The 18,796-nt window shown below is 60.9% G+C and carries 19 protein-coding genes and 1 pseudogene; 7 read left to right on the forward strand and 13 right to left on the reverse strand.

Annotated elements, in window-relative coordinates; translation table 11 throughout:
• Nucleotides 1–83: 83 nt before the first annotated feature.
• Nucleotides 84–656 carry a mechanosensitive ion channel family protein gene (locus tag ACR52_RS21900; RefSeq protein WP_048729372.1) on the reverse strand — a complete coding sequence of 191 codons (573 nt, stop codon included), beginning with the start codon at nt 654–656 and terminating at the stop codon, nt 84–86.
• Nucleotides 656–2,566, reverse strand: coding sequence for an ATP-binding cassette domain-containing protein (locus tag ACR52_RS21905; RefSeq protein WP_048729374.1), 1,911 nt, complete (start codon nt 2,564–2,566; stop codon nt 656–658). Before ACR52_RS21905 ends, ACR52_RS21900 begins: the two co-directional genes overlap by 1 nt.
• A gap of 50 nt (nt 2,567–2,616) precedes the next feature.
• Here ACR52_RS21905 and ACR52_RS21910 point away from each other — a divergent pair, with 50 nt between their 5' ends.
• On the forward strand, nt 2,617–3,081 hold the full coding sequence (locus ACR52_RS21910) for a TIGR02444 family protein (RefSeq protein ID WP_048729376.1): 465 nt from the start codon (nt 2,617–2,619) through the stop codon (nt 3,079–3,081).
• Here ACR52_RS21910 and ACR52_RS29675 read toward each other — a convergent pair.
• A complete protein-coding gene (locus ACR52_RS29675) occupies nt 3,078–4,043 on the reverse strand; it encodes an AlgP family protein (protein ID WP_082143204.1) in 966 nt (321 codons plus the stop codon). The two genes, ACR52_RS21910 and ACR52_RS29675, sit on opposite strands and share 4 nt — an antisense overlap.
• Nucleotides 4,044–4,235: 192 nt before the next feature.
• Between ACR52_RS29675 and ACR52_RS21925 the strand changes: the two genes are divergently transcribed.
• Nucleotides 4,236–4,913, forward strand: coding sequence for an FKBP-type peptidyl-prolyl cis-trans isomerase (locus tag ACR52_RS21925; RefSeq protein ID WP_048729377.1), 678 nt, complete (start codon nt 4,236–4,238; stop codon nt 4,911–4,913).
• A 52-nt stretch (nt 4,914–4,965) separates the two neighbouring features.
• Here ACR52_RS21925 and ACR52_RS21930 read toward each other — a convergent pair whose 3' ends face one another.
• From ACR52_RS21930 to ACR52_RS21960, 7 genes are all read right to left on the reverse strand, one after another.
• Complete coding sequence (locus ACR52_RS21930; protein WP_048729379.1) at nt 4,966–5,424, reverse strand: Rsd/AlgQ family anti-sigma factor; 459 nt, start codon at nt 5,422–5,424, stop codon at nt 4,966–4,968.
• Between the two features lie 210 nt (nt 5,425–5,634).
• On the reverse strand, nt 5,635–6,156 hold the full coding sequence (locus tag ACR52_RS21935) for a disulfide bond formation protein B (RefSeq protein ID WP_048729382.1): 522 nt from the start codon (nt 6,154–6,156) through the stop codon (nt 5,635–5,637).
• A 236-nt stretch (nt 6,157–6,392) separates the two neighbouring features.
• On the reverse strand, nt 6,393–7,634 hold the full coding sequence (locus ACR52_RS21940; protein ID WP_048729383.1) for a heme biosynthesis protein HemY: 1,242 nt from the start codon (nt 7,632–7,634) through the stop codon (nt 6,393–6,395).
• A gap of 5 nt (nt 7,635–7,639) precedes the next feature.
• Nucleotides 7,640–8,755, reverse strand: a complete 1,116-nt coding sequence (locus ACR52_RS21945) for a uroporphyrinogen-III C-methyltransferase (protein ID WP_048729386.1) — start codon at nt 8,753–8,755, stop codon at nt 7,640–7,642.
• Between the two features lie 41 nt (nt 8,756–8,796).
• Nucleotides 8,797–9,546, reverse strand: coding sequence for a uroporphyrinogen-III synthase (locus ACR52_RS21950; RefSeq protein WP_048729387.1), 750 nt, complete (start codon nt 9,544–9,546; stop codon nt 8,797–8,799).
• Nucleotides 9,543–10,484 carry a hydroxymethylbilane synthase gene (gene hemC, locus ACR52_RS21955; RefSeq protein WP_048729389.1) on the reverse strand — a complete coding sequence of 314 codons (942 nt, stop codon included), beginning with the start codon at nt 10,482–10,484 and terminating at the stop codon, nt 9,543–9,545. The genes ACR52_RS21950 and hemC overlap by 4 nt, the downstream gene beginning before the upstream one ends.
• A 136-nt stretch (nt 10,485–10,620) precedes the next feature.
• Nucleotides 10,621–11,367: a LytR/AlgR family response regulator transcription factor gene (locus ACR52_RS21960; protein ID WP_048729390.1), complete on the reverse strand. Its 747-nt coding sequence runs from the start codon at nt 11,365–11,367 to the stop codon at nt 10,621–10,623.
• A 499-nt stretch (nt 11,368–11,866) separates the two neighbouring features.
• Between ACR52_RS21960 and argH the strand changes: the two genes are divergently transcribed.
• Nucleotides 11,867–13,261: an argininosuccinate lyase gene (argH, locus tag ACR52_RS21965; protein WP_048729392.1), complete on the forward strand. Its 1,395-nt coding sequence runs from the start codon at nt 11,867–11,869 to the stop codon at nt 13,259–13,261.
• 226 nt (nt 13,262–13,487) lie between these two features.
• Here the strand turns inward: argH and ACR52_RS21970 are convergent, their stop codons facing one another.
• Nucleotides 13,488–14,147 (reverse strand): glutathione S-transferase family protein, encoded by a 660-nt coding sequence (locus ACR52_RS21970; RefSeq protein WP_048729394.1) that lies wholly within the window; start codon nt 14,145–14,147, stop codon nt 13,488–13,490.
• 125 nt (nt 14,148–14,272) lie between these two features.
• Between ACR52_RS21970 and ACR52_RS21975 the strand changes: the two genes are divergently transcribed.
• The 4 genes and pseudogenes from ACR52_RS21975 to ACR52_RS21985 all read left to right on the forward strand — a co-directional run bounded on the left by ACR52_RS21975 (nt 14,273) and on the right by ACR52_RS21985 (nt 18,020).
• A complete protein-coding gene (locus tag ACR52_RS21975) occupies nt 14,273–14,557 on the forward strand; it encodes a hypothetical protein (protein ID WP_048729395.1) in 285 nt (94 codons plus the stop codon).
• 38 nt (nt 14,558–14,595) lie between these two features.
• Nucleotides 14,596–14,682, forward strand: a pseudogene (locus ACR52_RS31385) (outer membrane lipoprotein carrier protein LolA); the annotation flags it as partial.
• Nucleotides 14,683–14,756: 74 nt separating this feature from the next.
• On the forward strand, nt 14,757–15,011 hold the full coding sequence (locus ACR52_RS21980) for a TIGR02647 family protein (protein WP_048729397.1): 255 nt from the start codon (nt 14,757–14,759) through the stop codon (nt 15,009–15,011).
• A gap of 168 nt (nt 15,012–15,179) precedes the next feature.
• Complete coding sequence (locus ACR52_RS21985; RefSeq protein WP_048729399.1) at nt 15,180–18,020, forward strand: class I adenylate cyclase; 2,841 nt, start codon at nt 15,180–15,182, stop codon at nt 18,018–18,020.
• Nucleotides 18,021–18,031: 11 nt separating this feature from the next.
• On the opposite strand, the gene rnk is transcribed toward ACR52_RS21985, so the two are convergent.
• The gene (rnk, locus tag ACR52_RS21990) at nt 18,032–18,442 is read right to left on the reverse strand and encodes a nucleoside diphosphate kinase regulator (RefSeq protein WP_010168013.1); all 411 of its coding nucleotides are present in this window, start codon (nt 18,440–18,442) and stop codon (nt 18,032–18,034) included.
• 131 nt (nt 18,443–18,573) lie between these two features.
• The gene (locus tag ACR52_RS21995) at nt 18,574–18,792 is read right to left on the reverse strand and encodes a DUF1289 domain-containing protein (protein WP_048729409.1); all 219 of its coding nucleotides are present in this window, start codon (nt 18,790–18,792) and stop codon (nt 18,574–18,576) included.
• Nucleotides 18,793–18,796: the final 4 nt, after the last annotated feature.

The raw sequence follows: 18,796 nt of genomic DNA on the forward strand, positions 1-18,796 counted from the left end.
ACCTCAGGGGGGAGTTTGCGATTGTGCCTTAAGCTAACTCCGCCGACCGAAGGCTGGCTATAGATTTTTACAAGATGTGAACGCTAGCGGTCGCCCGGGAACACATGGGTGCCTGGCCAACGCCGCACCGATCGCTGGAAGAACAAGCTGTTGGGCACCTGCACCATTGCGCTGCTGGTACCTGCCTCCTCCACTTCGATCAACGTGGTGTAGAGCAAGTTGATCGCCACGACCCGGCCCTTCACGCCGGGTTTGTCGACGGTGTCCACCAGCTCGACGATGTCTCCGAGGCGAAACGGCCCGACGGTAAAGATCAAGATGGCGCACAGCAGGTTGGACAATACCGACCACATGGCAAAAAACGCCACGGCGGCGACCGCCACGAACCCCGACAGCGCCGTCCACAGCACGGTGGCGGATACGCCCAGGCGGCCCAGTACGAAAATCAGCGCACTGCCCATGATCAGCCAGCGCAAGCCGCCGCGCAGGGGCATCAGCAATTGTGGCGGGAACGGATAGCGCTCACCCAGACGGGTAAGGCCTTTGGCGACAAACCGCTGGGCCAGGTAACCGGCCAACAGGATCAGCAGGATTTGCACGCCGATCCACACGGGTTCGATCCACTGCGCCGGTAGCGGCAGCTGCAACGCTTCCATCAGGACAGCGCCTCCAGCTCCGCTTGCAGGGTTTCGAGCAGTTCGAGGGCTTCCATCCAGGTTTCCTCCAGTTGCCCTTCGCGCACCTTGAGCTTGGCCTGTTCGGCCAGCAAGTCGCGCAGCTCATCCTTGCGCGCCGCTTCGTACACGGCGCTGTCGCCCAGGCTGGTTTCAATCTTGGCCAGGCGCTCGTGGATCTTGCCCAACTCGGCTTCCAGCTTGTCGGCTTCGCGCTTGTGCGGCGCCAACTGCTGGCGCAGTGCGGCGGCGGCCTGGCGCTGGGCTTTTTTGTCAGTCTTGTCCGGGTTGACCGGGGTGTTGCTGACCGGCGCGTTGCGCAGACGATAATCCGTCAGCCAGCGCGCGTAGTCATCGAGGTCGCCGTCGAATTCTTCGACTTTGCCATCAGCCACCAGCAGGAAGTTGTCGGTGGTGCTCTTGAGCAAGTGGCGATCGTGAGACACCACCAGTACCGCACCGCTGAATTCCTGCAGGGCCATGGTCAGCGCCAGACGCATTTCCAGGTCCAGGTGGTTGGTGGGTTCGTCGAGCAGCAGCAGGTTCGGGCGGTCCCAGGCAATCAACGCCAGGGCCAGGCGAGCCTTTTCGCCACCGGAGAAATTCAGCACCGGCTCATCGATACGCGCGCCACGAAAGTCGAAACCACCGAGGAAGTCGCGCAGGGTCTGCTCGCGCTCGGTCGGCGCCAGGCGTTGCAGGTGCAGCAGCGGGCTGGCCTTGGAGTCGAGGGAGTCCAGTTGATGCTGGGCGAAGTAGCCCACCACCAGGTTCTCGCCACGGGTCAGGCGTCCGGCGAGGGGTTGCAGCTCACCCGACAGGTTCTTGATCAGCGTCGATTTGCCCGCACCGTTAGGGCCGAGCAAACCGATGCGCGCGCCCGGCGTAAGCTGCAGCTTGACCTTCTCCAGAATGGTTTTTTCACCATAACCCAGGCGAGCATCGGACAGGTCGAGCAGCGGGCTGGAGATCTTCGCCGATTCGCGGAACACGAAGTCGAACGGCGAATCGACATGGGCCGCCGACAGCTCTTCCATGCGCTCAAGGGCCTTGATCCGGCTCTGGGCCTGGCGGGCCTTGGTGGCCTGGGCCTTGAACCGGGCGATGTAGCTTTCCATGTGCGCGCGTTGCGCCTGCTGCTTTTCGAACGCCTGTTGCTGTTGGGCGAGGCGTTCGGCGCGGGCGCGTTCGAACGCGCTGTAGCCGCCACGGTACAGGGTGATTTTCTTCTGTTCGACGTGGGCGATGTTGTCGACCACGGCGTCGAGGAAATCCCGGTCGTGGGAAATCAGCAGCAAGGTACCCTGATAGTTCTTGAGGAAGTCTTCCAGCCACAGGATCGCATCGAGGTCCAAGTGGTTGGTCGGTTCGTCGAGCAGCAGCAGGTCCGAGGGGCACATCAGCGCCTGGGCCAGGTTCAGGCGCATGCGCCAGCCGCCGGAGAAGTCGGCGACCGGGCGATCCATCTGTTCGTTGGTAAAGCCAAGGCCGGCGAGCATCTTGCGGGCGCGGGCGTCGGCGGTGTAGCCGTCGGCACTGTCCAGTTCCGCATGCAGGCGAGCCTGGGCGGCACCGTCCTGGGCTGTTTCGGCGTCGGCCAGGCCCTTTTGCACCTGACGCAGGCGCAGGTCGCCATCGAGCACGTAGTCGATCGCAATGCGGTCCAGGGTGTCGATCTCCTGGCGCATATGGGCGATGCGCCAGTCGGCCGGCAGCAAGCAGTCCCCGGAATCCGGGGTCAGCTCACCCAGCAACAGGGCGAACAACGTGGATTTGCCGGCGCCGTTGGCACCGATCAGGCCGGCTTTGTGACCGGCGTGCAGGGTCAGCTCGGCGTCTTCAAGAAGACGTTGCGGGCCACGCTGTAATGTTAGGCTTTGAAGTCGGATCATAATGGCGGCGGAGTCTACCAGCTTCGTTGCCCGCTGGCTTGGGTGTGAATATGTGCGCTGACCTGTGGAGCTTTGCCCTCTCGACTTACGCCCGCCCGGGCGTGGAAGCCGCTTGCCTGCACGTGCAGGAGCAAGGCGCGGATGTGTGTCTGTTGTTGTGTGGGGCGTGGCTGGAGCAAAGGGGGGTGGCGCTTGTGCCGGAGCGTGTTCAGGCACTGCAACAGCTTGCCCGTCCGTGGCAGGCGCAGGTCGTCGAGCCGTTGCGACAGGTGCGTGTGCAATGGCAAGCCATGGCGCAGCAGGATGAGCCTTTGGCGAGGTTACGGGAGCGGGTCAAGGCCCTGGAGCTGGATGCCGAACGTGAGCTGCTGAAGCGGTTGGAAGCGCTGGCTCAAACATGGCCGACGGGAGAGATGATGGGTCAACAGAAATGGCTTGAAGGCCTGGCGACCGAAGCCGCCAACCTTGACCACGACGCGCTGCAGCAACTGCGCGTCGCGGTCACCGACGCTTAGGAAGCGCTGGTTGGGGTGGTGCTTGGCGCTACCGGTGCAGGGGTGCTGCTGGCCGATGCAGTTGGAGCGGTGGATGCTGCCGGGGTTGCTGGCTTGGCGACGGCTGGCTTAGCTGCCGGCTTTGCAGCAGCAGGTTTCGCAGCAACAGTTTTAGCAACTGGCTTCGCGGCTGGTTTTGCAGCAACAGCTTTAGCAACTGGCTTCGCGGCTGGTTTTGCAGCAACAGCTTTAGCAACTGGCTTCGCGGCCGGTTTTGCAGCAACAGCTTTAGCAACTGACTTCGCGGCCGGTTTTGCAGCAACAGTTTTAGCAACTGGCTTCGCGGCTGGTTTTGCAGCAGCAGTTTTAGCAGCTGGCTTCGCGGCTGGTTTTGCAGCAGCGGTTTTAGCAGCTGGCTTCGCGGCTGGTTTTGCAGCAGCAGTTTTAGCAGCTGGCTTCGCGGCCGGTTTTGCAGCAGCCGCTTTTACAGCTGGCTTGGCGGCTGGTTTTGCAGCAGCGGCTTTGGCAGCTGGCTTGGCGGCAGCTTTAGCCGGCGCCTTCGCTGCGACGGCTTTGGCCGGAGTACGCGCGCCCAACACTTTGGCTACGGCTTCCTTCACACGACCAACGCCCTGAGCCAGTTTCAGGCTCTCTTGAGCATCGCGTTTGAGTTGGGAAATGTAGGTGCGGGTTTCGGCCTGGCGATCCTTGAGGGCGTCCAGCAGGTCCTCAAGCTCTTTGACAGCGTCTTTGGCTTTGGCTTGTGCCTTGGCCTTGCCGGCAGTGGCGGCGTCTTGCAATTTGGTGCGGGATTTGTGCAGTTTCTCTTGCGCCTTACCGCGTTGTTTCTCCAGTTTGGCGAGCAGTTTTTCTGCATCGGCCAAGGCTTGGGAACAAGCGCTTTCCAGATGTTCGAGCAAGCTGCTCGAGAGTTGTTGGAGTAAGTGCAACGGGGTATTAACAGGCTTCTGTTTGGCCGACATGGTTTACCTCCTGGCTGACGTGGGTGCGGCTCATACTAGCCCTGTGCTCTTACCGCCGCTAGGGCATGTTGACAGTATCGTTTGCCTTGCGTTGCACCGTACAAAAATTCTTATCGATATAACAAAAATCCACGGCACTTTTTACCGACTCACACTGGCATAATCCGTCGCACTTTCGGCGGGAGAACATCCATGTTGCGTCACCTTTTTCTTGTGCTTGGCCTTGCGATTTCCATGGCCCATGCGGGCGAGCAATCACCGGCCAAAACGCCTGCGCAGGATCAACACGACCTCGCGTACAGCCTGGGTGCCAGCCTGGGTGAACGGCTACGCCAGGAAGTCCCTGACCTGCAAATTCAGGCGCTGATTGACGGCCTCAAACAAGCCTATCAAGGCAAGCCCCTGGCACTGGATACCACACGCATCGAACAGCTGCTCGCCCAGCACGAAGCGCAGAGCGACAAAGACGCGCAGATTCCACAAAGTGAAAAAGCCCTCGCTGCCGAACAGCAATTTCTAACCAAGGAAAAAGCGGCAAGCGGCGTGCGCAAATTGGCCGATGGAATTCTGCTCACGGAACTGACGCCCGGCAGCGGCAACAAGCCGCTGGCCAGTGATGAGGTTCAGGTGAAATACGTGGGACGATTGCCCGATGGCACGGTGTTCGATCAGAGCACACAGCCCCAATGGTTTCATCTGGACAGCGTGATCAATGGCTGGCGCACTGCGCTGCAACAGATGCCGGTGGGCGCAAGATGGCGCTTGGTAATTCCTTCGGCACAGGCGTATGGCGCCGACGGTGCCGGCGAGTTGATCCCACCTAATACGCCGCTGGAATTCGAGATCGAATTGCTCGGTACTCGCCACTGACCCAATAAAAAACGGTGCGCCATGCGCACCGTTTTTCATATTACCGCCAAGATCAGACCGAGGTAGCCGTCTCTTGTTTGTGGGCGGTGTGCAGCACTTCGATCAGGCAGTCTTCCAATTCGAAACGCTCATGGAGCAAACCACCCAGCTCTTTGAATTTTTCAGCAACACACTTGCCGGCATCACACAGGTCGTTGAAAGCCAGCAGCTTTTCGGTGATCACATCAATGCGTGGGTAAATCGTCTCGGCCAGGTCCAGACCTCGCTGATCGTCAAAGGCTTCCGCCTCCTTGGTCAGTTGCTCGTAGACGCCGAAATGACCGGCAGACAAGTAATCCACCAACACTCCGCAAAACTCTTGCAACGGCTTGCGATTCTCAGCCAATGCCTCGGGCTTGGCGCCGAGAGCATCAAAGGCCCGAACCAGTTCGTGGCGTGCCTTCAACCAGCCATCGATCAGCTTGTGCACCCCACCCCAGCGTTCCTGAGCATTCTGACAACTTTCCAGCATGATGATCTCTCTTCCCTATAGGGGGCGCTGCCGCTCTGTGCCCGCGCAACACTTCAAGGATAAAGCGGCAGCCGGACAAGGCCGCATCTGACAAACGGTTTCAGTAATGCGTGCGGGCCAGATTATGCCCGCAGGACTATGGCTTCAAGGTACGCAGTAGAGAAAGTTCATACAAGTGTTTAATCCCGCCCTACAACCCGACGCCTGTTTTCAGTGCCTCGCCGGGCGCAGAGGTTGACCGAACAACAGCCGTGAAAACTGCATGACGCCCAGTATCAACATCGCCACGAAGAACAGCAGGCTCCACTCCGGGACGCTCAAGTCAAACAGCGTCCAATTGATCTCCACACAGTCGACGGAGCCTTTGAAGACCGAACGCACCGCCTGCCAAAACGACAGGTTTTCAATCATGTAGTGCAGGCTTGGCCAACATTCCGGGAGCTGATCGGACGCGGTGTTCTGCAACAACACCTGCCGAACGGCGGTGACGGCGCCGAGCAAGGCACAACTCATGCTCGCCAACCCATACAGATAGGTGCCGCAGCGCCCGGGATTATGAATCGCGGCCATCAGGTTGATAAGCGCAAAGGTTGTCAGCAGTAGCCGTTGTACCTGGCACAGGAAACAAGGCCTCAGCAGCGCGCCATATTCCAGGTAGAAAGACGCGCCCAACGTCAGCGCACCAGCCATGAACGCCAGCAGAAACAGGGAGCGTGAGGGGGCCAAAGACATTGTTGATCCGTACCGCAAGAGATAGGCCGTTACGGTAGTGGAAAGGCCGTATCCCTTTCAATACACGCTAGAGCAGACAATTCCGTGAAGACGTAGGGACATCCCGCCAGAACGTGAAGGGCATCACCTAGGAAAACGTAGGATTGTATTACGAACCCTGTTAAGCCGAGTATTTGCAGGGTTTGAAGGGTCTGCCACCAGAAAAATCCGAGCCAACCCTTCGACCCTTTCCTACTTCATACGCGCGCGGGTACGGGCAACGGTGAGGCGAGCAGACGGTTGTCGAGCAGACCCAGCCCTTCTTGGAACAGCTGATTGCTGCGCTCGGTATCGCCCAATTGGGCTAACAGGCGCGCCAGCTCGGCACAGGCCTCGGGGTTGCGCTGCACCTGCAGGCTGCTTTCCAGATAGTCTCGCGCCTTGCCCCACAGGCTGTTTTGCAGGCAAAGACGGCCCAGGGTCAACAGCAGGCTGGCATCACCGGGGTGATCCTTGAGCCAGCCTTCGGCAAACTTCAACTGGCGGGCCGGGTCGCTGCCGCGCAGCAAGCCGTAAAGGCGGATCAGATGGCTGTCGTAATTGCGCTTGATAGCGCCGCGCAGAGCTTCCTCGGCCTTCGCATACGCGCCCAATTGGCGCAACTGCTCTGCATAAGCCAGCACCAATTGCGGCTCTTGGCGCTGCGCGGAGGTCAATTGTTGCCACGCCCGCTCAAGGGACTGCAAACCGGCCTCGCCTTGTTCTTCGCGCTGCGCGGCCAGGCTCAGGTTTTCACCCCAGGCACGGCGTTCCAACTCAGCCAGCTCGCTGGCCGGCAATACCTTGTCCTTACGCAGCTCAGGCAACAGGCGAATCACCGACGACCAATCGCCACGCTGCTGATGCAAGCGCTGCAACTGGCGCAACACCTGGGCATTATGCGGATGACGCTCATGCATCGCCTGCAGGGTAATCAGCGCACCGTCGGTATCGCCACGGTCCATCTGCAACTGCGCATGGCTCAAGGCAACCGCCAGTTCGGCCTGGGGCTGCCGCTCCAGGGCGCGCTCCAGCAAACCGTCCGACTCCTCGTAACGCCCTTGTTCATTGGCCGCACGGGCGGCACCGAGGTAGTACAGCAATGGCTGGCGTTCCGCTTCGGCAGCACGGTGCAGGTGGCGCTCGGCGCTGGCCCAGCGGCCCTCGGCGAGGTCCATCTGGCCCTGCTCGATCGCAATCTGTACACGACGGCTGCGGTTGCGCCGCGACCACGGGTTGACCACACCACCAGAGGCCGTCACCAGGCTCAGCAACACGCGAAGCAGGTAGACCACCAAACCGATCGCAAACACCGCTACCAACGTGGCCCACAGGCTCGATTCGTAATGCAGCAGATGAGGATAAGTAATCAGCACGTAGCCGGTGTGTTTCGAAATGCCCACAGCCAGTGCCAGAGCGATCGCAATCGCCAGCACCAGGATCACATAGAAACGTTTCATCGGCTCTACTCCTGGGTCGCCGGCGTGCCAGCCGAAGCCTTGGCTTCGTCAGCAGACAGATGGCGACGTTCGAGGTACGCCTGCACAGCGGACAGGCTCGCAGCCAGGTCCGGTGTCGCCACCGAAACGGCCTTGGGCTCAAGCTCGGCGATACGCGCCAACATCGCCTTGCTCTGCGGGTTGTCCTGGTTGAAGTTGTCCTGCAACACGCTGCGTGCTTCACCCAGCGAGCGGCTGTACACCGCCGACTCGCCATTGAGTGCTGCCCACTGCGCTTGCTCCAGGGCCAGGCTCAGGGCCAGGCGCACCTGGTTCAGGCCTTGGCCGGCCAGCAGCGGACGAATGTTGTCGTCGGGATTGAAGTCGATGCGGAAGTAGCGAGATATCTGCTCCCACCACTGGCTGAACCGGTTATCCGTATCGCTGCTCGGCCGACCTTGGGAAGCCGGCTCCGTGAGCTGATACTCCGGTGCGATAGCCGCCAGCTGCACGACCTGATCGCGCAGCGCCGCCAGTTGCAGGTACAGTCCTGTGCGGTCCGGCTGCTCGACGCTGCGCAGCGCGGCTAGGCTCTTGGCCAATTGCTCGCGGGCGGCGTAAGAACCCGGGTCGCTTTGCTCGCGCAGGATTTCATCGGCGCCCTGCACCAGCGACTGGGCGCTGTTGATATCTTGCAGGGCCGACAAACGCAAACTCGCCAGACGAATAAGATGTTCGGCTTCGGCCAGGCGCCAGTCCTTGCGGCTGGCACCCAGCACGGTTTCCAGGCGCTGGTTCAGGCGTTGCTGATCGCCCTGCAACTGGGCGACCAGACGCCGGCGCTCTTCCAGCTCATCCGCACCCGGCAGTTGGGCCAGCCGTGCGGCCAACTGCTGCTGGGTTTGCTTGAGGGTCTGGGATTGGTCATCGAGGGTCCGCACCTGGCCCAGCTGTTGCTGGCTGCTGGCTTGCAGGGCACGAACCTGCCAGATCCCCCAACCGCCGACGGCAACACCTGCGGCGCCTAACAGCAGGGCGACGATTGCCAGACCATTGCCACGGCGTGGCGCGGTGACCGGTGTCTCGACCGGCGCATCTGGCGCGGGCAGAGCTTCATCTTTAGGCAAGGCTGTTTCGCTCACGTATCCGTCCTTTGCGTATCAGGAAGTGGGGGCGGGATGTTTTATAAGACAAAGCCGCCTAACGCCACTAACAAAGCCGCAGCACTCGCGCCGCGACAATCCACAACTTTTTTTGCGCCCGCAGCCCGCGCCATCTCAAGGACTCGCGGGCTGGGCACGAACAACGGCAGCTGTGCCACCTGTGGCCAATCAGGGCCGGCCAGGGCTTGCAGGTGCAAAAAACCCTGCCCACTGCTGACCACCAGGCCGTTCAAGCGTTCCAACTGGATGCGTTGTATCAGCGCCCCAGTGTCGTAGGCCGGAAGGAAACGGCGATACAACTCCAGATAGTCGACACTAGCACCTTGCTCGCGCAAACGCTCCGCCAGCAGCTCCCGGCCGCCCTCACCGCGCAGGATCAACACCCGTGCACCAGGGCGTGCAATCGCCTCGCGCAAGGCCGGCAAGGCGAGCAAGGCCTCGCTGTCGTCACCGGTTGAGGGATAGTGAACGTCAAGGCCGTGATCGGCCAGCACCTGGGCGGTGGCGGCGCCTACGCTGAACCATGGCAGGTGCGGCCAGCTCAGATCGAGCAGTTGCAGGCCGAGGCGCGCGGCCGGTTTGCTCACCACAATCACCGCGCAATAACGGCCGAGGTCGCGGAAAACAGCCTGCTGCTCCGGCGTGACGGGTAACGGCTCAATCTCCAGCAGGGGCAGGCTACTGCTGAAAATACCGGCGTCGGACAACGCCGCCGCCAGGACCATTGACTCCTCGGCAGGCCGCGTCAGCAGCACACGCCATTGAGTCACTGCGGGCCGGCCTCGCCGTAGACTTTATCCAGAATGGCGCCAGCACCTTTTTCCAGCAGTTGTTCGGCGACCTGGATTCCCAGGGCCGTGGCGTCACGCTGCGGCCCACGCACTTCGGCGGTGAGCAACGTGCCACCTTCCGGATCTCCCACCAGGCCGCGCAGCCACAGGTTTTCACCTTCAAGCACCGCGTAGCAGGCGATCGGCACCTGGCAGCCACCATTGAGGTGTTTGTTCAGGGCGCGCTCGGCCGTGACACGCACTTCGGTGTCGTGATGATCGAGGGGTTTAAGCAGTGCGTGGATTTCGCTGTCGACGGTGCGGCATTCGATACCCACTGCGCCCTGCCCGCCGGCGGGCAAGCTATCCTCGACGCTGATGGCCGAGGTGATACGGTCTTCGAAGCCCAGCCGGATCAGCCCGGCTGCCGCGAGGATAATCGCGTCATATTCGCCAGCATCCAGCTTGGCCAGACGGGTGTTGACGTTGCCGCGCAGAAAGCGGATCTGCAAGTCCGGGCGACGGGTCAACAGCTGTGCCTGACGACGCAGGCTGGAGGTGCCGACGATGCTGCCCAATGGCAGTTCATCCAGGGACGTGTAGGTATTGGAAACGAAGGCATCGCGCGGGTCTTCGCGCTCGCAGATACAAAAAAGGCCCAGGCCTTCGGGGAAGTCCATGGGCACATCTTTCATCGAATGCACGGCGATGTCAGCTTCGTTTTCCAGCAGCGCGGTTTCCAGTTCCTTGACGAACAGGCCCTTCCCGCCGATCTTCGACAGCGGCGAGTCGAGCAGCTTGTCGCCGCGACTGACCATGGGTACCAGGGTCACTTTGAGGCCCGGGTGGGCCTGCTCAAGGCGGGCTTTGACGTATTCGGCCTGCCACAAGGCCAGGGCGCTTTTACGGGTGGCGATGCGGATTTCGCGAGAGGACATGGATCAATCCGTACTGAATAGATACGGCAGATAATAACAGCTCAGGCAAACACGCCTTGATTTGAATCAGCAAGTGCGGGGCCTCCCTGGCCACATCGCACCGGGATAAGGAGCACAGAGCTCACGACAGCCGGGGCTAAAGCTGCTGCATCATCTTGCGCACACCGGCGACATGGCGGCGGCTGACGATCAAGGCATCACCATTGAGCCCTTTCAGGAACAGCTGAAAGTGCCCCAGGGGTGTGCGTTGCAAGCGCTCTATTCGCTCGCGGGCCACCAACGCATTGCGGTGGATGCGCACAAAGCGGTCGCCAAACTCATCCTCAAGGGCCTTGAGCGGCTCATCGAGCAACACCTCACCAGCCTCGTGACGCAGGGTCACGTACTTGTGATCGGCAATAAAGTAGACCACCTGGCTCAGCGGGATCAGTTCGATACCCTTGCGGGTACGCGCGCTGATGTGGCTGCGCGGCCCGTTGCCACTTTGGGCGGCAGGCTGGGTCAGCGCAGCAAGCTGGACACGGTTGGGGCGCTCGGCCTTCTTCAACGCCTTGAGCAACGCTTCGCCCGTCACCGGCTTGGCCAGAAAACTGACGCCGCTGGCTTCCAGCGTTTCCGCAGAAAACTCTTCCTGGGCTGCGCACAACACCACCGCCGGTGGCGATTCGCGCTCGCTCAGGCGGGCAGCGACTTGCAGGCCATCAAGGCCCGGCATGCGGATATCGAGCAGCACCACATCCGGCTTGAGGCTGTCGATCAGCGCCAGCGCCTCTTCGCCCGTGGTGGCGCTCGGTTCAAGGACTGTATAACCCTCGAGTTCACTGACCAGACGGCTCAGTCGCTCGCGGGCTTGGGGTTCGTCATCAACGATCAGGACATTCATATTGCGCTGGATTCCTGCGTGAGTCTCGCACAAGGATAGCGTAGACAGGTGCGGTGACTTGCGTCACAGCGATCCACGCTAAGACTAGCGCGAGCGGCAAAAAGTGCCCCGAGAGCGGCACCCATATTTACCCGGACCTGTTCATTAGCGCCCAAAACCTGCCGCACTTGGGCATCGTCGTAGGGTTTGCTGATACACAATCCGAATACCCCCCTTTAAATGGTTAGTCTGGGCTATGACCGCTTCACCCGACTTTGGTGCATTCACACACTATCAGTCCAACTGTAGACGCTCACTGAGACGACATTGCTCATTCGTCAAATATCGTTTCAATAATGCCTGCCCCAGTCTCTTCCCGGACGCGGTCGGCAGCAAGGCACTTAGCCATCCTTTGCACAAATAAAAATGCCGGCCACCCGCAGCACCGCCTCCACGGGCAACCCTGTTATTATCAGCGGCACACCTCCACGCCTCTTTTAAGCAGATCACGAGCGAATCCATGAGCACCGACAAGACCAACCAGTCCTGGGGCGGCCGCTTCAGTGAACCCGTCGACGCCTTCGTCGCCCGCTTCACCGCCTCCGTCACTTTCGACCAGCGCCTGTATCGCCACGACATCATGGGCTCCATCGCCCACGCCACGATGCTGGCCAAAGTCGGCGTACTGACCGACGCCGAGCGCGACAGCATCATCGACGGCCTGAACACCATCCGTGGTGAGATCGAAGCCGGTACGTTCGACTGGCGCGTCGACCTGGAAGACGTGCACATGAATATCGAGGCCCGCCTCACCGACCGCATCGGTGTGACCGGCAAGAAGCTGCACACCGGTCGTAGTCGTAACGATCAGGTAGCCACCGATATTCGACTGTGGCTGCGTGATGAAATCGATCTGATCCTGTCCGAAATTACCCGCCTGCAAAAAGGTTTGCTGGAGCAGGCCGAGCGTGAATCGGACACCATCATGCCCGGCTTCACCCACCTGCAGACCGCGCAGCCCGTGACCTTCGGCCATCACCTGCTGGCTTGGTTCGAGATGCTCAGCCGCGACTACGAGCGCCTGGTGGATTGCCGCAAGCGCGCCAACCGCATGCCGTTGGGCAGCGCCGCACTGGCCGGCACCACCTACCCGATCGACCGCGAGTACACCGCACAACTGCTGGGTTTCGACGCCGTGGGCGGCAACTCCCTGGACGGCGTGTCGGACCGTGACTTCGCCATCGAATTCTGCGCCGCCGCCAGCATTGCGATGATGCACCTGTCGCGTTTCTCCGAAGAGCTGGTGCTGTGGACCAGCGCGCAATTCCAGTTCATCGACCTGCCGGACCGCTTCTGCACCGGCAGTTCGATCATGCCGCAAAAGAAAAACCCCGACGTACCCGAGCTCGTGCGTGGCAAAAGCGGTCGTGTATTTGGCGCGCTGATGGGCCTGCTGACCCTGATGAAAGGCCAACCGTTGGCCTACAACAAGGACAACCAGGAAGACAAGGAACCGCTGTTCGACGCCGCCGACACCCTGCGCGACTCGCTGCGTGCCTTTGCCGACATGATCCCGGCGATCAAGCCCAAGCACGCCATCATGCGTGAAGCGGCCCTGCGTGGGTTCTCTACGGCGACCGACCTAGCGGACTACCTGGTGCGCCGTGGCCTGCCGTTCCGTGACTGCCACGAAATCGTCGGCCACGCCGTGAAATACGGTGTGGACTCCGGTAAGGACCTGGCGGAAATGAGCCTGGAAGAACTGCGCCGGTTCAGCGACCAGATCGAGCAGGACGTGTTTGCCGTGCTGACCCTGGAAGGCTCGGTGAATGCCCGTAACCACGTGGGCGGCACAGCGCCGGCGCAGGTAAAGGCAGCCGTGGTGCGCGGCCAGCAACTGCTCACAAGCCGCTAAATCCCTGTGGCGAGCGCGCTTGCCCCGCGTTGGGTTGCGAAACGATCCCAAGATTTGATCGTTCCCACGCTCTGCGTGGGAATGCCTCTTGCGACGCTCCGCGTCCCTGCATCCAGCGCAAGGCTCCAGCCCCGCGCCCTGGTGACGCGGAGCGTCACGCCCTGCATTCCCACGCAGAGCATGGGAACGATCAACACAAGAAGCGCACCCGCCTCAAGATCGGCGCTTATTTCTTCGCTGCAATCATCGCCATAAACGCCGGCATCGCCGCTTCCCTGTCCGCCGCCACCTTCTGGGCGTTGGGCATTGCATGCAATTGGTCCAGCAACGCCTTGGCCGCCGGCAACTCAGCCAGCAGGTCCAGGCCAAACAGCTTCTCGCCGACGGCACAGGCGAGGTTCACGCTGTACATGAAATACAGATCCGCAAGCGTGAAACTCTCCCCCGCCACATATGGCGCGAACTTGCCGTGACGCCACAATGAACTGATCCCCAACAGCAACTCTGCCTTGGCTTTGTCCTTGATCGCCTCGGGCACCGGCATGCCGAAAAACGCCTCGGCGAAACAGGCGCGGGCCGGCAACTCGATGTAAAGCTCAATCTCCCTGCATAACGCCAGCACTTGCGCACGTTGAAACGGCTCGGCCGGGAGCAGCGCACGGCCTTCCTGGGTTTGCTCGATGTACTCGAGGATCACGCTGGTTTCGTTGATAAAGCCCTGCTTGACGCCAAGCACGGGCACCTTGCCTCGCGGGCTGACAGCCAGGGCTTCGGGGGTTTGCCCGGCATAAAAGGGCACTTCCTCGAAAGGCAGCCCTTTCTCCAGCAGCGCCAGCTTGACCATGTTGTAGTAGTTGCTGACCGAAAATCCGTAAAGTTTGAGCATCGCAAAGCCTCCAGGCCATGTGCGGGGTTGGCTGCAAGAGTTATAGATCCCCGCGCCCGCCCTGACCAGCAGCATCACCTGCCTGAATGGAGGTAGACTTGCGCCCTTTCCTTGAGGAGCCTGCCATGAGCGAGCCGACCGATATCGACAACGACGAAGAAGAGTTCACCGAAAGCACCCTGATCCAGGCCATCGAGAATCAGATCGAAAGCGACAACCCGCCTGCCGCCAAAGCCACCTTCAACAAGCTGACGCTGGTGGGATATGAGCGCGAAGATATTTTGAATCTCATGGCCCACGTGCTGGCCGTGGAAATCGACAAGATGCTCGAAGAAGACCGCGCATTCGATACCGAATGGTATGAAACCGCGCTGCGGGCACTGCCTGAACTGCCGCCCGAAAACCAATAGTTCTCTCTTTTCTGTAGGAGCGAGGGGACGCCTAGTCCTTACTCGCGAAAAACGTCAACGATACTGCGGGATGCCTGGATATACGCGGCGCTCTCAGGTTTTTCGCGAGCAAGCTCGCTCCTACTGGACAGCCCGGCAAAGTGCGTTCACCTTATGGCCTGCTAGCCTCTAATAAATTCTTAGAACGTCTGGAGTCCTTATGTCGTATACCCCTGAATTGGTTGCCGAACTGGAAATCCTTGCACTCTTCAACCTGGGCAGCTCCCAGGAAGGCCTGAAAGTCCACCAGACCGCCGCCCCCACTGCCATCGCTGCTGCCCGGCGCCTGTATGACAAAGACCTGATCGACCAGCCAGATGGCGGTTATCTGACCAGCCTTGGCCGGGATGCTGCCGAGCACGCACAAAGCCTGCTGACTATCCTGACTACCGCCACGACCAAAGAAACCGCCTGACACCTGATACCGCCCATGGAGTCCGCCCCCTGCGGATTCCGGGGGCGTTGCTGTGCACACGATAAAATTCTGACGCCAACAACCATTTCCCTCTAAACCTCCTACGCTACTGGCTGTAAACTCCTACACGGCCGCCCACGTCGGGCCCTGCGAGCCACCGAGTTCGACATGACCCGCACCCATGAGATCCGCCCCGACCTGGACGAAGGCATCGACCGCAAGGTGCTGGCCCAGCTGCGCGCGCGCTTCATGGCACTCAATGATGGCCGCATGGCCCGGGCCGTCGAGGGTCTGACGCCGCGCCAGCAAAGCGTATTGAGCCTGTTGCCGCTGTTTTTCCACGTTAATCACCCGCTGTTGCCTGGCTATGTATCCGGCAGCACACCGGCCGGGCTGTCGAACTTCGAACCCGACGCCCAGGCCCTGACCGAAGCCCAGCGCCTGACCCGCTCGTTCTCCTACAAGGCACGCCATGGCAACCCGCCACGGCCGATCCACGGTCTGTTCCTGATGGGCAGCCTCGGCACGCTGGCCCAGGCAGACCAGAGCGATATGGACGTATGGGTGTGTCACGCACCCGACTTGGACGAAACCGAACTGGCGGAACTGCGCAAGAAATGCCAACTCCTGGAAGCCTGGGCTCTGAGCATGGGCGCCGAGGCGCATTTCTTCCTGATCGAGCCGACGCGCTTTGTACAGGGTGAACGCGACACGCAATTGAGCTCCGACGACTGCGGCACCACCCAGCATTACCTGCTGCTGGATGAGTTCTACCGCACCGCCATCTGGCTGGCCGGGCGCACGCCGATCTGGTGGCTGGTGCCCGTGTATGAAGAAAGCCGCTACGCCGAATTCACCCACACGCTGATTTCCAAGCGGTTTATCCGCGCCGATGAAACCCTCGACCTGGGTCACCTTGCGCGTATTCCGCCCGGCGAATTCATTGGCGCAGGGCTGTGGCAACTGTTCAAGGGCATCGAATCGCCCTACAAGTCAGTGCTCAAGCTGCTGCTGACCGAGGTCTACGCCAGCGAACACCCGCAGGTGCAGTGCCTGAGCCTGCGCTTCAAGCGCGCGGTGTTCGCCAACCAGGTGGATCTGGATGAGCTGGACCCGTACATCGTGGTGTACCGCCGCATCGAGGAATACCTCAAGGCGCGCAACGAGCCGGAACGCCTGGAACTGGTAAGGCGGGCGCTGTACCTGAAGGTCAACCGCAAGCTCAGCGCCGGCCAGCGCACCGGCAGTTGGCAGTGGCTATTGCTGGAGCGCCTGGCCCAGGAATGGGGCTGGGACCAGCGTCAACTGGCCCTGCTCGACAGCCGCAGCCAGTGGAAAGTGCGTCAGGTTGCCTCCGAACGCCGCGCGCTAGTCAACGAACTGAACTACAGCTATCGCTTCCTGACCCAGTTCGCCCGTACCGAGCAGACCGTCAGCCTGATCAACAAGCGCGACCTCAATGTGCTCGGCCGCCGCTTGTATGCGGCGTTTGAACGCAAGGCCGGCAAAGTCGAGTTCATCAACCCCGGCATCGCCCCGGACCTGGCCGAAGACACCCTCACCCTGGTGCAATCGCCCAACCGCAAAGAGCCGGGCCAGTACCATTGGGGCCTGTACAACGGCAACCTCACCGCTCTTGAATGGGAACATTTCGCGCCGATCAAACGTAGCCGCGACCTGCTGGAAATGCTCACGTGGTGTCATCGCAACGGCGTGATCGACAGCAGCACCCGCCTCGCCCTGCATCCGGGCGTCAGCGACATGACCGAATTCGAGCTGTTCAACCTGCTGGGCAGCCTGCAACAGACCATCGCCCTGCCCTTGGCCAGCGTCGACGAAGAACGCCTGCTGCGCGCGGCAGTGCCCGAGGACGTGTTGTTGCTGATCAACGTCGGCATCGACCCGCTCAAGCATCACCGCGACCTGAATATCCTGATGACCACCGAGCGTACGGACTCCCTGAGTTACGCCGGTGTGCGCGACAACCTGGTGCTTACCCTGGATCAGGTTACGCTCAACAGCTGGAACGAGGTGATGGTCAGCCGCTATGACGGCCCTCACGCCTTGCTCGATTGCCTGCGCGACTACCTCAATCAGTTGCCGCCGGATCACCTGCCCCACCTGCGGGTGCGCTGCTTCTGTCACAACCGTGCGCAGTTCATTGCCCAGCGCGTGGAAGAAATCTTCGACACCGCACAGAACCTGCTGCTGGGCCAAAGCAATCACCGCTACTTGCTGCAGGTGCAGCAGCACTATCACGTGATGGAGTTGATGCCGGGCCAGGCCACCCATGTGTCACTGCCGACCCAGGACGCGCTGATCGCCTACCTCAGCGAAGAGCTCGCCAGCTACAGCCCGCTGCACCTGGACGCCATGGCCCTGGAAGACCACGACCTGGCGCTGTTGCTGCCCATGGGCCTGGCCGATTGTGTGCAGGTGTTTTACCGGGTGAATGAGGGTTTCGCCGAGCTGTACGTGCTGGATGAATTCAACGCACTCTGGCAGCAGCGCTTGCCCTTTCATGACGAGCAGAGCCTGTTGGCGCCGTTGCAGCGCTTTCTGCAGTCGATCATCTATCGCCGCGACGCGCTGTCTCCGCTGGACCCGCAAGAGCCGCTGGGCGCGGTGCAAACCTTGTACTACCAACTGTTACCGTCCGGCAGCAACCGCGCACGCCGCATTGAACCTCGACCTGCGCCTTTGAATCCGGCGAATAAACCGTTTTATGACGTGCAGGCGATTATCGGCAAGGCGGCGCCAGGCCAGGTGGGCATTACCCTGTACTGCAATCAGCGGGAGTTTTGCGAACTGGAGTTTGGCGACCAACTGTTTGCGGTGGTCGCCCAAGAGATCGTCGGGCAACGCCGGGAAACCGAGCGCTACCGCTGCTACATCACCGACCTGGACCTGTCCGGGCTGCTCGGTGATGTGCAAAGCCCGAGCAATTTATACCTGCGCTACAAGGCCGAACTGGAACTGTCGCTCAATGAGGCGCTGAGCCAGATTTAGAGGGGCTCTGTTTAAAGCGAGAAAGCGCCGCCGTCTTTCGGCTGGCCTTCAACGCTGAGCAGTTCGAGCTTCAGCGTCTTGCCGCCGGGTGCCGGCCAGTCGATGTGCTGGCCCACTTGCAGGCCCAGCAAGGCGCTGCCCACCGGCGCCAGAATCGAGATCTTGCCTTCATCGGCATTCGCGTCTTTCGGGTAGACCAGGGTCAGGTGGTAGTCCTTGCCACTGCCTTGCTCACGGCAATGCACGCTGGAGTTCATGGTCACGACCGTTGCAGGTACTTCATCGTGGCCAACCACTTCTTCGGCGCGGTCGAGTTCGTGTTGCAGAGCTTCGACGCCCGGCGAGGCCTCGCCTACGCGGTCGATCAGTTGCTCAAGACGCTGCACGTCGAGACGGGTAAGAATGATGGAAGGTGCGGTCATGATTCAGGCAGACTCCTTTTTTCTGCACAAAAAAGCAAAACCCCGCCAGAAAAAGGCGGGGTTCTCACGGACCTCGATGAGTTGAGGTGTACCCGGACACTACCACAGCACAGTAAATAAACAAGATGGGGTCAAGGGACAGCCTTGCGCTGCTCGGCCTGGGCCACAATCACTCGTCGCCGCTGATCATCGGCTGAGCGCCATTCACGGATATCTTCCACATGGCGGAAGCAGCCGAGGCAGACTTTTTGCTCGTCCAGGCGACACAAACTGATACAAGGTGACGGCACCGCCGGGCTGACATTACTGAACAGCGGCTTGGGCGGGCGTACAGGTGCGGGCTGGGTCACGATC

It is taken from the genome of Pseudomonas fildesensis (assembly GCF_001050345.1).
Classification (GTDB): Bacteria; Pseudomonadota; Gammaproteobacteria; order Pseudomonadales; family Pseudomonadaceae; genus Aquipseudomonas; species Aquipseudomonas fildesensis.

Coding starts and splice junctions, on each gene's coding strand:
- ACR52_RS21970 (WP_048729394.1), bottom strand. CDS start 14,147: ATGCTCAAACTTTACGGATTTTCGGTCAGCAACTACTACAACATGGTC.
- ACR52_RS21930 (WP_048729379.1), bottom strand. CDS start 5,424: ATGCTGGAAAGTTGTCAGAATGCTCAGGAACGCTGGGGTGGGGTGCAC.
- ACR52_RS21905 (WP_048729374.1), bottom strand. CDS start 2,566: ATGATCCGACTTCAAAGCCTAACATTACAGCGTGGCCCGCAACGTCTT.
- ACR52_RS21900 (WP_048729372.1), bottom strand. CDS start 656: ATGGAAGCGTTGCAGCTGCCGCTACCGGCGCAGTGGATCGAACCCGTG.
- ACR52_RS21940 (WP_048729383.1), bottom strand. CDS start 7,634: ATGAAACGTTTCTATGTGATCCTGGTGCTGGCGATTGCGATCGCTCTG.
- ACR52_RS21975 (WP_048729395.1), top strand. CDS start 14,273: ATGAGCGAGCCGACCGATATCGACAACGACGAAGAAGAGTTCACCGAA.
- ACR52_RS21960 (WP_048729390.1), bottom strand. CDS start 11,367: ATGAATGTCCTGATCGTTGATGACGAACCCCAAGCCCGCGAGCGACTG.
- ACR52_RS21985 (WP_048729399.1), top strand. CDS start 15,180: ATGACCCGCACCCATGAGATCCGCCCCGACCTGGACGAAGGCATCGAC.
- ACR52_RS21925 (WP_048729377.1), top strand. CDS start 4,236: ATGTTGCGTCACCTTTTTCTTGTGCTTGGCCTTGCGATTTCCATGGCC.
- hemC (WP_048729389.1), bottom strand. CDS start 10,484: ATGTCCTCTCGCGAAATCCGCATCGCCACCCGTAAAAGCGCCCTGGCC.
- rnk (WP_010168013.1), bottom strand. CDS start 18,442: ATGACCGCACCTTCCATCATTCTTACCCGTCTCGACGTGCAGCGTCTT.
- ACR52_RS21910 (WP_048729376.1), top strand. CDS start 2,617: ATGTGCGCTGACCTGTGGAGCTTTGCCCTCTCGACTTACGCCCGCCCG.
- ACR52_RS29675 (WP_082143204.1), bottom strand. CDS start 4,043: ATGTCGGCCAAACAGAAGCCTGTTAATACCCCGTTGCACTTACTCCAA.
- ACR52_RS21935 (WP_048729382.1), bottom strand. CDS start 6,156: ATGTCTTTGGCCCCCTCACGCTCCCTGTTTCTGCTGGCGTTCATGGCT.
- argH (WP_048729392.1), top strand. CDS start 11,867: ATGAGCACCGACAAGACCAACCAGTCCTGGGGCGGCCGCTTCAGTGAA.
- ACR52_RS21980 (WP_048729397.1), top strand. CDS start 14,757: ATGTCGTATACCCCTGAATTGGTTGCCGAACTGGAAATCCTTGCACTC.